At 53.5% G+C, this 13,274-nt stretch carries 14 protein-coding genes and 1 pseudogene; 13 read left to right on the top strand and 2 right to left on the bottom strand.

The window, feature by feature from the left end:
* The 6 genes and pseudogenes from L691_RS28905 to L691_RS34285 form a co-directional block, all read left to right on the top strand.
* The coding region (locus L691_RS28905) for a fumarylacetoacetate hydrolase family protein (protein ID WP_036737042.1) at positions 1–281 on the top strand (281 nt) is incomplete at its 5' end.
* Between the two features lie 241 nt (positions 282–522).
* Positions 523–657, top strand: a complete 135-nt coding sequence (locus tag L691_RS33965) for a hypothetical protein (protein WP_269634849.1) — start codon at positions 523–525, stop codon at positions 655–657.
* A 22-nt stretch (positions 658–679) separates the two neighbouring features.
* Positions 680–1,285: an outer membrane protein assembly factor BamB family protein gene (locus tag L691_RS0113945; RefSeq protein ID WP_332249082.1), complete on the top strand. Its 606-nt coding sequence runs from the start codon at positions 680–682 to the stop codon at positions 1,283–1,285.
* Positions 1,286–1,385: 100 nt separating this feature from the next.
* A complete protein-coding gene (locus L691_RS0113940) occupies positions 1,386–1,886 on the top strand; it encodes a hypothetical protein (RefSeq protein ID WP_025691113.1) in 501 nt (166 codons plus the stop codon).
* Positions 1,887–2,123: 237 nt separating this feature from the next.
* Positions 2,124–2,729 (top strand): annotated as a pseudogene (locus L691_RS34290) (S-adenosylmethionine synthetase N-terminal domain-containing protein); the annotation flags it as partial.
* Between the two features lie 74 nt (positions 2,730–2,803).
* Positions 2,804–3,919 carry a nitrogenase component 1 gene (locus tag L691_RS34285; protein ID WP_025691111.1) on the top strand — a complete coding sequence of 372 codons (1,116 nt, stop codon included), beginning with the start codon at positions 2,804–2,806 and terminating at the stop codon, positions 3,917–3,919.
* An 84-nt stretch (positions 3,920–4,003) separates the two neighbouring features.
* Here L691_RS34285 and L691_RS28895 read toward each other — a convergent pair whose 3' ends face one another.
* The gene (locus L691_RS28895) at positions 4,004–4,636 is read right to left on the bottom strand and encodes a GGDEF domain-containing protein (protein WP_036737040.1); all 633 of its coding nucleotides are present in this window, start codon (positions 4,634–4,636) and stop codon (positions 4,004–4,006) included.
* A 156-nt stretch (positions 4,637–4,792) separates the two neighbouring features.
* On the opposite strand from L691_RS28895, the gene L691_RS0113920 reads away from it, so the two are divergent.
* Complete coding sequence (locus L691_RS0113920) at positions 4,793–6,229, top strand: amino acid permease (protein ID WP_025691110.1); 1,437 nt, start codon at positions 4,793–4,795, stop codon at positions 6,227–6,229.
* A gap of 30 nt (positions 6,230–6,259) precedes the next feature.
* Here L691_RS0113920 and L691_RS0113915 read toward each other — a convergent pair whose 3' ends face one another.
* Complete coding sequence (locus L691_RS0113915; RefSeq protein ID WP_025691109.1) at positions 6,260–6,892, bottom strand: LysE family translocator; 633 nt, start codon at positions 6,890–6,892, stop codon at positions 6,260–6,262.
* A 484-nt stretch (positions 6,893–7,376) separates the two neighbouring features.
* On the opposite strand from L691_RS0113915, the gene L691_RS0113910 reads away from it, so the two are divergent.
* The 6 genes from L691_RS0113910 to L691_RS28890 form a co-directional block, all read left to right on the top strand.
* Entirely contained in the window at positions 7,377–8,456 is a 1,080-nt protein-coding gene (locus L691_RS0113910; protein WP_025691108.1) for a bifunctional 3-deoxy-7-phosphoheptulonate synthase/chorismate mutase, read from the top strand.
* A gap of 159 nt (positions 8,457–8,615) precedes the next feature.
* Positions 8,616–8,864 (top strand): HPr family phosphocarrier protein, encoded by a 249-nt coding sequence (locus L691_RS0113905; protein WP_025691107.1) that lies wholly within the window; start codon positions 8,616–8,618, stop codon positions 8,862–8,864.
* 305 nt (positions 8,865–9,169) lie between these two features.
* Complete coding sequence (locus L691_RS0113900; RefSeq protein WP_025691106.1) at positions 9,170–10,000, top strand: prohibitin family protein; 831 nt, start codon at positions 9,170–9,172, stop codon at positions 9,998–10,000.
* 232 nt (positions 10,001–10,232) lie between these two features.
* Positions 10,233–10,910: a deoxyribose-phosphate aldolase gene (deoC, locus tag L691_RS0113895; RefSeq protein WP_025691105.1), complete on the top strand. Its 678-nt coding sequence runs from the start codon at positions 10,233–10,235 to the stop codon at positions 10,908–10,910.
* Positions 10,911–11,113: 203 nt separating this feature from the next.
* Positions 11,114–12,418: a homocysteine synthase gene (locus tag L691_RS0113890; RefSeq protein WP_025691104.1), complete on the top strand. Its 1,305-nt coding sequence runs from the start codon at positions 11,114–11,116 to the stop codon at positions 12,416–12,418.
* Between the two features lie 321 nt (positions 12,419–12,739).
* Positions 12,740–13,274 (top strand): hypothetical protein (locus L691_RS28890; RefSeq protein ID WP_036737038.1); only part of this gene is annotated, 535 nt, incomplete at its 3' end.

Raw genomic sequence — 13,274 nt, 5'->3', positions numbered from 1 at the left:
CCGCCGATGAAGTCGATCCCGGAAGCCTGAACATCGAGTGCCGGGTCAACGGGGAGCTGCGCCAGTCGGCGAATACGCGGGATATGATCTTTGACTGCGCGGAGCTGGTCAGTTATATTTCCGCATACATAACACTTGAACCGGGAGACCTGATCTTTACAGGCACGCCGGAAGGCGTCATTCTTGGATATCCCGAGGAGGAGCGGATATGGCTGCGGGCCGGCGATGAGCTGGCGGTTACGATTGAAGGACTGGGTACGCTGGAGAATCGGCTCGGCTAACGATTGCGTATTCTTCGTGACGTCCATGCCGCTTACCGGGCGCGGGAATCCGCGCTCCACCCTCGTATCGCCGGATGTGCAGCGGGTAGTGGTATTTCTGTGTGCTACTAACGAAGTGAAGTGTTAACGGTATTAAGATTTAGCGGTCTGAATGCGGTCGGTCCTGGAACTCAGGTCTTTAAGGCATTGAAAGGCCGTTTTCCTTTTTTATTTCGTGAAATTCGGCGTCTTACGGGCCTGCATGGATCGGGCTGGAGCTTCATTCACCTATCATCCTTACTGGGATCTGCTGTCCCTGTCTGGCGTCCTGGCCGGAGGTCCAACGCAGGTGTATGGGGGCTGGACGGCTTTTGGGATGACGGGCTTGACTGACTGATCGTAGCGGAGAGGATTAACCGATATCCTCGGCATCCATCCCGGCGAAAGAAATCAAGGCGCAGTGGACGGCGGCAATGGATACGGTATCCGACGATTATGCCATGGGCAAGGGCGTTGTGGCGGCCGGCGGGGGAAAGGTATTTTTTATTCAAACCGGACAACTGGTGGCCCTCAATGTGCAGACCGGAGCGCGGGCATGGAAATTCGGCTCAGGACTTCAGGCTCCGCTGCTCTACCGGAGCGGCGTGCTGTATGCAGCATCGAAGACGGGAGCGGTATATGCAGTCAATGCCTCGAACGGCAAAAAGGTGTGGGGTTCCCAAGCGGCCAGCCAGGGAGCCGTGCAGCTTGTGGCGGACGGGGAACGGTTGCTGGCGCACAACGGAGATATTCAGGCCTATGGACTGAAGGACGGAAAGCTGCTGTGGCGTGCCCATGAAGAAAATGGTTTCATCCAGCCGATTGTAGCCGAAGGCGGCCTGGTACTGGGGCAAAATTCGGTGTCCGGAGCTTATACATATGATATTTTGCATGCCTATGATGCGGCGACGGGCAAGCAGTTGTGGGAGCAGGGCAACCATGATCTTCCCGCTGCGGTCAAAGACGGGACGGTCATTTCCCAATGAGAAGGCACTTTATTAGAGGCGGTGGACTTGACCACGCTCGATATTCTGGACGGCAAGACCGGCAAAGTACTTAAGAAGGTGATCTATAATCCGCAGTAATATGAACGTTACGGATCGAGGGCCTGGAGCAGGGAATTTCCCCGCCTGGTATAGCGGCAACAGGATTTATCTGAACGCCGGAAACAGACTATACAGCTATCCGGCGGATGTCGATCCCGCCAAGGCGACCAGAGATACGTATTCCGTTGAGGGCGTCGGATTCAAGGACTTGAGGTATGCGGCCGGACCCTATGATGAACGGATTCTTTTTACGAATAATTCCGGGTTGTACGGCGTTAAAACCACTGATAAATCGACGGTATATTACGGAGGACTCCGAAACGACATTGCCCGCTTTGATCTGATCGGACACGGCGTATATATTATTCAAACCGACGGCAGGCTGATCGCGATGCATCTCCGTACGGCCAAGCCGGTTGTGCAGTTGAAAACGGGAGGCAATGTATTCGGTCCGAGCCTCTCCGTGGACGGAATGATTATTGTGCAGAGTAAAGGAAAGGTACAAGCTCTCAAAGAGCCGGATAGTCTCAAGATGAAATAGGGAACACGAATTATTCTATTGACAAACTTTGCCTGGCAATCGTAAAATATGTTTATTAATCCTATAAACTTAGTTTGATAAAAGTTGACCGGATAACCGGAGGCTCTGAGAGAACAGCGCTGTACCTATGCGTATAGCTGCTGAAATTTTCAGGGCCTTTCTTGTTTATTATCCGGAGGCATACATCTTTGTCGTCTTCAGGAGTGAATAAAATCACAATGAAACGGGGTAGAAGCAATGACAAAGTATCTGTTCACATCGGAGTCTGTTACGGAAGGACATCCGGATAAAATTTGCCCCAAATATCGGATGCGATTCTGGATGCGATTCTGGAGCAGGATGCAAACGGCCGGGTAGCTTGCGAGGTGGCGGTGACTACGGGCCTGGTGCTGATCGCAGGAGAAATTTCGACTTCTGCGACCGTGAATATTCCGGCAATTGCCCGGGAGACAATCGTGCGGATCGGGTACGACCATTCCTCTCTTGGCTTCGACGGCAATACCTGCGCTATTCTCAGCTCGCTCGACGAGCAATCCGCCGATATCGCCAGAGGCGTGGACAATGCGCTGGAAACCAGACAGCTTGAGAACGCGGAAGAGAACGGCGGAGAAATCGGGGCTGGCGATCAGGGCCTGATGTTCGGCTATGCGACGGATGAGACACTTTCCACTGCCGATTTCGCTGGCCCATCGGCTGGCCAGAAGGCTGGCTGAGGCAAGAAAGAGCGGACTGCTGCCTTATCTGCGGCCAGACGGCAAGACGCAGGTGACCGTGGAATACGATGGAGACCGTGCGGTACGGGTAGATACGATCGTTGTTTCGACACAGCATGCCCCTGAAATCGGACTGCTGTTCCGGTTTCCCTCAGAGAGCAGCTCAAAAATACGGTAAAGATCAAGGACGGCGACTTCTACGTCGTGCTGACCGGCTGTACGCCCGAGCTTGTGGGCGACGATGTGCCGGCGATGACCAAGGAGCTGCAGGAGCAGCAGTACAAAGCTATTCATATCAGCACTCCAGGCTTTAAGGGAAGCGTCCATAACGGTTATACGGCTGCGTTGACCGGCCTGCTTCGCCAGTTCGACAAGATCGCCCGCACGGACGGAGAGCAGCAGCCAGCCCGGAAAAATGACCGGCTTGTGAATCTGCTTGGCATCATTCCCGAGCAGGATGTGTTCTGGCGCGGAAATCTGAAGGGACTCAAGGATAGCCTGAAGGGGATCGGCGCCGACGCAAATGTGCTGTTTGGACCGGAAGCGGACGCGCAGGAGTGGACAACCATTTTTAACGCGGCACTGAATGTCTCTTTCTCCGCGCACAGTCTGGATGTCTGCGAATGGCTGGAAAGCAACGCGGGCATTCCCTATGTTCACTTCGACGGATATCCGGTAGGCGCACACCAGACCGGGGAACTGTTAAGATGCGTCGGGAAGCAGCTGGATCTGGAGCAAGGGAAGGTCGAGGCTTGGATCGCCCGCAAGGAAAATAGCGAGAGATACTACATCCTGCAGTTTCTGGATGCTTATTACAAGTATGGCTTCCAGAAAAGGTTCGCCCTCGTTGGCGACAGCGCTGCCGTTCTCGGACCGGCCCGCTTTCTGACCGATCCGCTCGGCCTGCTGCCTTCCCTGATTGTCGTTACCGATGATCTCCCGCAGCTGGTTCGCGATTCGATTGTCCGGCAGTGGAAGGAATGGCAGCCGGATTCCGAGGCGGGAATTATATTTGAGAGTGACGCGAAAATCATTGAAGAACTGCTGATCGCGAAAGAAATTGAGCTGCTGCTTGGAAGCTCGATCGAGCGCCGCGCGGCGGAGCGTAAAGGGATTCCGTTTGTTCCCGTGTCGTTTCCGCTTGCTGAGAGAATCGTGCTTACGAAAGGCTATGCCGGCTTTGACGGCGCATTCACGCTGCTTGAGGATGTCGGAGACGCCATTCTAGGCAATGCAGAGAGTGACAGGGATGGGCGGGGAACCCATCCGAAGCCGGCTTTTTCAGGAGTTGGCGTAGAGATTCAGTTTCAGGGAAAATGAAATTGAGCGAAGGTTTCGAGTATAAGCCGGATATAAAGCAGGCTGTCTCAAAAGTAGACTATTCTACGGATGAGACAGCTATTTTCATGATTTTTTCTGGGTATACATATTGAGGTCGGCGAGATTAATCAGCGTGGATACGGTCTTGTCGTCGTCGGGATAGAGGGCGCAGCCAATGGAGATAGTGACGGGCAGATTCATCTTGCCGGACAGGCGGCTGATGCCACTCTTGATCCGGAGCTTGATCTCCTCCACCTCGGATGGACTGGAGCATAGTCCGCACAGCAGAAACTCATCTCCTCCCCAGCGGATGGCGATTGTGCGCTTGCTCCTCTCCAGCAGCAGGATCTTGCTGATTTCAATAAGTACGGTGTCTCCGGTCCCATGATTCAGCGTATCATTGATCCACTTGAAATTATCGCAGTCGATGGCGAGGACAAATACTTTATGCCCGTAGCGGTCTGCGGCTGCCATCATTTTGGCGATTCGGGCTTCCGTATTTCTTCGGTTAAATAGCCCGGTCAAAGGATCTCTCTCGGAATTAAAAACGGCCCGGTCGAATTGAAGACCCGCCAGGTAGCATATCACTGTAAATAGGGGATACCCTAGCCAATCCAGCATTGTGATGCCTCTGCCGCTAAGAATGTAATAAAGGAGGTAGAAGCTGTGCGCCGTGAGATAAATGCTTATGGTTAGAATCCTTCCTGTATATTTCATATAAAGCACCTCGCAAGTAGGCTTATAGACCTATTTTAGTAAGTATATCATACTGTTCATCGAATTATTATTTGAAAATTTTAATAGGTTGTACATGAAAAAACGTAAAAATGACATGATAAAAAAATCATAAAATGACTTCAAGCGAGGAAAAATATGGGAAAATACTCAGCATCGCAAGACAGCGGGAAACTCAAGTGGTGGCAGCTGTCTTTGCTGGGAGTCGCGGGAACGATTGGAACCGGCTATTTTTTGGGGTCGGGTCTGGCGATTATGATCGGAGGACCGTCTGTACTGATCGCTTACCTTCTGGCTGCGGCCGGAACCTATGTTGTCTTTGACGCACTGGCGCGGATGACGGCGGATCACCCGGAGCAGGGCTCGTTCCGTTCCTATGCGCAGAAGGCGTTCGGGGGATGGGCGGGATTCGGGAGCGGATATGTTTACTTGTGCTCCGAACTGCTTATTATGGGCAGCCAGCTTACGGCCTTGTCCATCTTCTCGCGGTTCTGGTTTTCGTCTGTTCCGATGTGGATATTCGCCGCCGGTTTCGGTTCGCTCAGCCTGATTATCGTCTTTTTTGGGAACAAGGGGTTTGATAAGGTTGAGAATGTGCTTGCCGTCATCAAAATCGCCGCGATCCTCATGTTTCTGATTATTGCGATAGGACTTCTTGCAGGCTGGATCGACGGCGGGTGGTATAAGCCGAATGTGCCGCTGACAGCTGCTGGGATTTTCCCAAGGGGCGGATTGGGGCTGTGGTCGTCCTTTATTTTTGCCTTTTACGCTTATGGAGGCATTGAGGTGCTTGGCATCATGTCTTACCGGCTCCGCAAGCCGGAGGAAGCTCCCAAAGCGGGGAAGATCATGCTGCTGACCCTGGCGGTGGTGTATGCCCTTTCGATCGCCCTGGCCGTCACGATGGTGCCGTATTCCAAATTCAACTCGAAAGAGAGCCCGTTTGTGCTGGCTTTAAGCAGCGACAACCTGGCTTTTGTTCCCCATGTCTTTAACGGGGTGCTGATCGTTGCCGGCTTCTCGACGATGACCGCTTCGCTGTATGCCGTTACTTCCATGATCATCACCCTTGCGCAGGAAGGCGACGCTCCAGGGGGATTCTCAAGGAAGCTGAAAGGCAAATATCCGCTGCCTGCGCTCGGGCTGATCGCGGCTGGTCTTTCGGCGACCATCGTTATGTCTCTCCTGATGCCGGGAAAAGTATATGAATACATCACCACGGCAGCTGGTCTGATGCTGCTTTACAACTGGACGTTTATTTTGCTGTCTTCCGCCAAGCTGCTGAAGCCTGCTAAGCTCGGCGGCGTCAAACGCTGGTGCGGGCTGATACTGATCTTCGCTGCGGCGGCCGGGACGTTATTTTACCATGAGAGCCGGCCCGGGTTGTTCATCAGCCTGCTGCTCGTGGCGCTGATTGCCGGCTGTGACGCGATTGTCCTGCATGTGCGTAAAAAACGGAGCGGTGAGCGGGAGGAAGCGGATGAACAGCAGACGCCGGTTAATGTACCCCTGGACGGAAGCTTGGGCGGCGGTCTTCGCATTAAGGCGATCCGTCTGCGCAAATCACGCTCTTAAATATGCGGGCTGCACTCGGACCTATGCGGCTTAACGGGAAAAGAGCAGCCGGGCCGCTTCCAAGCCGAAGTAAAGGCCAAAGCCGACCAGCGACAGCCCGGATAATACGGACAGACCTTTTAGCACACGATTCGTCAAGAGCTTACGGAAAAAGCTGGCGGCGCCGGCCATGCTGAAGTCCCATAGAAGAATGCCCAGACCTATGCCGCTGCTGTAAAGAAGCAGCTGCCGCATGGGATAGTCTTCAGCCGCCTTGGCCAGTACGGAGCCGTAAATGCCCAGCCAGAACAGGATCGACAGCGGATTGAACAGGGACATTAGAAATCCGGACAGCAGGGACTTACTGAGCCGGTTATCCTCCCGTCTTGAATCCGATAATGAAATATGTCCGGCATCCTTAATACTTTCAATGCCGGTGTAGGTCAGCACAAGAAAGCCGAACAGCCAAAGGAAAGCCTTGATATAAGGGGACTCCAGCAGATGAATGACGCCAAAATAGACAAGCAGCATATATAAAATATCCGCACAGATGGCGCCAAGCCCGACAAACCAGGCATGCCAAAAGCCGCTGCGTATGCCTTTGTCCAATTGTGCGGCGTTAATGGGTCCTATGGGGGCGGAAAGCGATAGACCAAGAATAATGTAGCCGATAAAGATTTCCACGGTCACGTCTCCTCGTCAGCCGAATGGATGGTATATTTTATCGTATTCAGCGCGATGGACAGGTACTACATTTTTTAGGAAAACAGAATTTTTAGCTCTGATGAATCGTTCGGCACTTTAACGCGTTGATTAAATCTATTGCAACAAAATATAATATCCATTAAGATACCAGAAGAAATAACCGTAAAGACGTTGATGAAGAGAGTAAGCGCAAATTCCGGATCTGAACAGGGAAGGCATGCCGAAGACTGAGAGCTGCCTCTGAGACGACTGCCGCCGAAGTTCACTTCGTAGTCGGTTCCTGAAGTGCCCTTTGCAGGGTATGGGTAGGGAAGCCCGCGCCCCGCGTTACCGGGTTTAAGACAGAGCTAATTCTTCCGCCTTTGAAGAACGGCTCTAAATAAGGGTGGTACCACGGCTCCTCGTCCCTTGACGGAGAGCTTTTTTGCGTTGATATAAAAAAGAAGAGGGAGTGCGGTACATTATGAGTAATGCGGATTTGGAACAATTAAGAAACAGGCTGGATGAGATCAACAGCGAACTGCTCGCGCTGATTTCCGAACGGGCGACGGTTGTAAGAGACATCGGAGTTGTTAAGGAGAAGCAGGGAGTGCCGAAATTCGATCCCGAGCGGGAAAAGAAGATGCTTGAGAAGCTCGTTGCCGAAAACAAGGGACCCTTCACCGAAAGCACAATCCGCACGCTGTTCAAGCAGATCTTCAAGGCATCGCTTGACCTGCAAAGCGCCGAACACAAGAAGAGCCTGCTTGTAAGCCGCAAGACCCGCAAGGAAGACACTGTTATCCTTCTTCCTCAGGATGTTGTGGTGGGCGGCAGAGCTTCGCTGATGGTGGCCGGTCCCTGCTCAATAGAGAGTGAGAAGCAGACCCGGGCGGTAGCCGCAGCGCTGCAAAAGGCGGGCGTTCGCGTCATGCGCGGCGGCGCGTTCAAGCCTCGTACCTCTCCTTACGATTTCCAAGGGCTCGGCATGGACGGACTGCGTATTCTGCGTGAAGCCGCGGATGAATACGGCCTTCTGACCATCAGCGAAATCGTCGACCCGGCCCACATCGAGCCGTCGCTTGACTATGTGGATATCATTCAGATCGGCGCGCGCAACATGCAGAACTTCGAGCTGCTGAAGGCTGCCGGAGAAGTGAACAAGCCAGTGCTGTTGAAACGCGGACTTGCAGCGACGATGGAGGAGTTCCTGCATGCGGCGGAGTACATTATGTCCCGCGGCAATACGCAGGTCATGCTGATTGAGCGCGGCATCCGCACCTACGAGAAATGGACGCGCAACACGCTCGATATTTCCGCCGTGCCGATTCTGAAGCAGGAAAGCCATCTGCCGGTGCTGGTCGATGTCACCCACTCCACCGGCCGCAAGGATATTCTCGTTCCATGCGCGAAGGCTGCGCTTGCGGCGGGAGCCGACGGCATTATGGTCGAGGTTCATCCCGATCCGGCGACGGCGCTGTCCGATGCGGCGCAGCAGCTTAACATCGACGAGTTCAACACGTTCTTCGACGAAGTAAAGGCGTCGGGCCTGTACCGCCAATAATCGTCCGTAAAAGAGCAGCGGGGCTGTCTTACAGCTTCACCCGAAGCCGGCGGACGGTGGAATGTCCCGATTTTGTCATGATTGAAAGGCCGGATTCCCTTTCAAGCTGCTGCATCCAGTGCTAAAATTTGGAGTAACAACCTTGGGAGGGATCTCTTTATGCGCGTTCACAATATTACTTTGACCCGCGACTTTTCCTCCGATGACCTCAAGTGCATATCCATGAAAGCGGGAAGTTACCTTTCCGAGATTATTCTGCTCAAGCCGGATGCGGTCATCGATGTGAAAAGCTTGCTGGGAATGATGCTGTATCCGCTCAAAAAAGGCTTTGTCATCACCATCCGCACAAAAGGCAAGGATGAAGAAGAAGCGCTGGACTTTATGTGCGAGATTATGGATTCCCGATAAAGCGGTGCTTAGTGAACCGGAAAGCGCAAGCTCCTGGGCTATACAGCCCTTGAACTTGCGCTTTTTTGTCGTGTGGGGACTTTAGCCGGGCAGCCGGACCGTAATTGATAAGCGGCTTGCGCGCTTCGTCTAGGAATGGCCCGAGCCTTTTTTCTTGCGGGCGTGCTACCTTTTACGCGGGTCGGCCGTATACTTGGTTATAGCGGAAGGCCGGAAGAGGCTGGGACAATAATGACTTTGGGTATTAGGGCGCAATATCCCGGCAAGGGCTTCCCGCAAATTATTTAGGGGGAATGTTTGTGAATATGGAGATCAATCCAAAGCAAAGGTCGTTTCGTTCCGGAAGAATAATCAGCACGGTTGCTGCCATACTCATCGTGCTGCTGATCGGGGGAAATGCGTTTTCGACAGTGGAATACGGACATGTGGGGCTGTACAAGACGTTCGGGAAGCTGAATGACAATGTATTGTCGCCGGGTATCCATTTTAAAATACCCTTCATTCAGTCCATCATCCAGGTCAACACGCAGGTGACCAAGGCGGAAACCGACACGTCGGCTTCGTCGAAAGATCTTCAGCCCGTATCCACGCATGTGGCGGTTAACTTTTCCGTGAACAAGGAGTCGGCGTACAACCTGATGAATAATATCGGCGGAAGCTTCGATTCGGTCATCATTAATCCCGCTATCCAGGAAATCGTCAAAGAAGTTACGGCAAGGTATCCTGCGGAGGATCTCATTGCCCGCCGCGATGTGGTTGCCGGTGAAATTAGCGATCATTTGAAGAACCGGCTAGCTAAATACGATTTGATTGTAAATGATATTAATATTGTAAATTTCAAATTTTCTGAAGCATTTAACGATTCGATTGAAGCGAAACAGGTTGCTCAGCAGCAGGCGCTGAAAGCGGAGAACGATCTGAAGCGGATTGAAATCGAGGCGAAGCAGAAGGTTGCACAGGCGGAGGCGGAAGCCCAGTCGCTCAAACTGAAGAAGCAGGAAGTGACGCCCGAGCTGGTACAGCTGAAGCAGATCGAGGTTCAGGAGAAGGCGCTGGACAAATGGGATGGGAAACTGCCGACCGTTACCGGCGGAGCGACTCCGTTTATCGACATCAATCCTCTGGCCGCCAAATAAGTTCATCCTTATCACCAGCGAGGGTTGAGCCAAGCTTGAACCACAAGAGAACCTCTGAGCAGCGAGAGCTGAATCGGAGGTTCTTTTAGTGTTCCAATGTGGTCGGTTGTTTTAGGATAAAATGACTATCTGTAGGACCTTTGAAAGATATCCGCTTTGCAAAAAGGTGCCCAATTGGTATGATTAATAGAGGTGCAAGAAGTCATATTTTTTATTCTGGAGGAACGTGCAAATGAGCGAAATCAATCTGATCCGAATGATCGATCATACGCTGCTGAAAGCGGATGCTCGAAAAGAAGACATCGTAAAACTGGCGGAGGAAGCCAAAAGCTATAAATTCGCTTCCGTATGCGTTAACCCCGGGTGGGTTACTGTTGCCCGTGAGGTGTTAAAGGACACGCCGGAGGTAAAGGTATGCACGGTAATCGGCTTTCCGCTGGGCGCTACGACGCCGGAGACAAAGGCTTTTGAAACGGTGAACGCGATCCGAAACGGCGCGGAAGAAGTCGATATGGTCATCAACATCGGCGCTCTAAAGGACGGTAACGACGAACTGGTGAAGCGCGATATCGCCACCGTGGTGGAAGAGGCGCGCGGGAAAGCGCTGACTAAGGTCATTATTGAGACTAGCCTGCTTACGGAAGAAGAGAAGATTCGGGCCTGCAAGCTGGCGGTGGAAGCCGGAGCCGATTATGTGAAGACATCGACAGGGTTCTCCTCCGGCGGGGCAACCAAAGAAGATATTGCGTTAATGCGAAGTGTAGTAGGACCGGATATTGGCGTCAAAGCCTCCGGCGGCGTGCGCAGCGTGGAGGACGCTCTGGTTATGGTCGGCGCGGGCGCAACGCGGATCGGTACCAGCGGCGGTGTGGCGATTGCCAAAGGGGAGCAGAATATTTCCGGTTATTAAACGATATTTCAGACAAAACAAGCTGCGGCTGAAGCGGGAAACCACCTCGGCCGCAGCTTGTTTTTTAAAATTTTTTATTTTTTCTGATAATTCTTAGTGGAATAATAAGAATAAGTCTTTTCAAATGACATTCTTTGTGAGAGAATAGGTGCAACTCTTACTTCTAACCATTTTTTTCAAATTGAAATTAGGAGGAAATAACTATGTCAGAACAAGCCAATCTGTCGTTTGAAACGCTCGCCGTCCATGCCGGACAGCAAATTGATCCAGCTACGTTCGCCCGCGCCGTTCCGCTTTATCAGACCACTTCTTACGGATTCAGGGATGCGGAGCATGCGGCCAATCTGTTCGGATTGAAAGAGTTTGGGAACATTTATACGCGTTTAACGAATCCAACGACCGATGTGTTCGAGCAGCGGATTGCGGCACTGGAAGGCGGGGCGGCAGCGCTGGCGACAGCTTCTGGCGCGGCGGCTATTTCCTTCTCTATTCTGAATATTGCCGGAACCGGAGATGAAATTGTATCCTCGGCAAGCCTGTACGGGGGCACCTACAATCTGTTCTCCACTACACTGCCTAAGCTGGGCATTAAGGTCCATTTCGTGGACTCGGATAATCCGGAGAATTTCCGTAGCGCCATCACCGAGAATACCAAGGCGCTGTTTGCGGAAACGATCGGCAATCCGCAGGGGAATGTGCTGGACATCGAGGCGGTGGCCGCCATCGCCCATGAGCATGGTATCCCGCTTATTGTTGACAATACGTTTCCGAGCCCATATCTGCTCCGTCCGATTGAGCACGGAGCCGACATTGTCGTCCATTCGGCGACCAAATTCATCGGGGGCCACGGCACCTCTATCGGCGGAGTGATTGTGGACGGGGGCAAATTTGACTGGAAGGCCAGCGGCAAGTTTCCGGGCCTGACGGAGCCCGATCCCAGCTACCACGGCCTGGTCTATACCGAAGCCCTAGGACCGATCGCCTACATTATCAAGGCCCGCGTTCAACTGCTCCGCGATATTGGCGCGTCGATCTCGCCGTTTAACTCCTGGCTGCTGCTGCAGGGGCTTGAGACGCTGCATCTGCGGGTGGAGCGCCACAGCCAGAATGCGCAGAAGGTGGCGGAATTCCTGGAAGCCCATGAAGACGTGGAATGGGTAAGCTATCCGGGGCTGCCGAGCCATCCATCCTACCAGCTCGCGCAGAAGTATTTGCCGAAAGGGCAGGGAGCGATCCTGACCTTTGGCATCAAGGGAGGAAGCGAGGCGGGCCGCAAGGTCATCGAGAACGTGAAGCTGTTCTCGCATCTGGCGAATGTCGGCGATTCCAAGTCGCTGATTATTCATCCGGCCAGCACAACCCATCAGCAGCTGTCGGAAGATGAACAGCGGTCTGCGGGTGTAACGCCCGAGCTGATCCGCCTGTCGATCGGTACGGAGGCGATCGTAGATATATTGGACGATTTACGGCAGGCCATTGCGGCCAGTCAGGGAGTAACCGCCCGATAAATAGCCCCGTCTCTTAACCGCCCGGCTGTCATGTAGCCGGGCTATATTCATTAAGCAACCGGCAATCGTTAAGCTCGTATGGCGCGGACGTTACTGCCCGGAGTAGCGTGTCCGCGCCGCTTCCTGGGTTCTTCCAGGCTTAGGGCGCGGGAGAAGGCTGCGGGAGAGGGAAGCATTCACTTTGACAAAGGGAAGCCCGTACCCGCATATTTCATGATCCGGCTCCGTATGCATTAGAGAGGCCGTAAAATAACAGCCGGCGGGAAGCATAGGCAGAAAGCGTCCGGCGGCAACTCATAACCGAAAAAGGTGGGTGCGAAGATGAGGGATAAACTTGGGCAGGATAACGTAAGAACTGGCAGAGAATATCCGTTTTCATCCGGAACGGCGGCGGAAAAACCGGCAGACACGGAGAGCCCGTATCTGCATGATTCTTCCCGTACGTTGCGTCCGGTTTTTCTAGTGCTGCCGGAAGGCCGCGAGAACCGTCCGTCTTTCCGCGAACCGGGCACCACTGCGGCAGGACCCTCTCTGGTTAGAAGTGAAGACTGGCTGAGGCAGGCGGACCCGCTATTTACCGCCTGGCTTGCAACCGGGGATGGACCGGAGGCGGATCTGGCGCTGCGCCGGATTTATTACCGGCTGCGCGACGAAGCGGCCGCGCTGCTGGGATCGGAGGGCGGAGAGTGGGCTGCGGTGAGCCTGCCGGCCGTTCCGGAGCTTGACTCCCGCCCTGACCGGCTCGCCGCGCTTCAGGACATATTATTGGAAGCGCTTTTTAACGCGCTGGCGCTGGCGGAGCGTCAGCGCGAGGGCGGCGACTGCCGCCTGGATCTGCTGGCGCCCCATCCCGCCA

The organism is Paenibacillus zanthoxyli JH29 (assembly GCF_000520715.1).
In the GTDB taxonomy this organism is placed as follows: domain Bacteria; phylum Bacillota; class Bacilli; order Paenibacillales; family Paenibacillaceae; genus Paenibacillus_AQ; species Paenibacillus_AQ zanthoxyli.
This window is presented reverse-complemented; position numbering and strand designations above follow the sequence as displayed.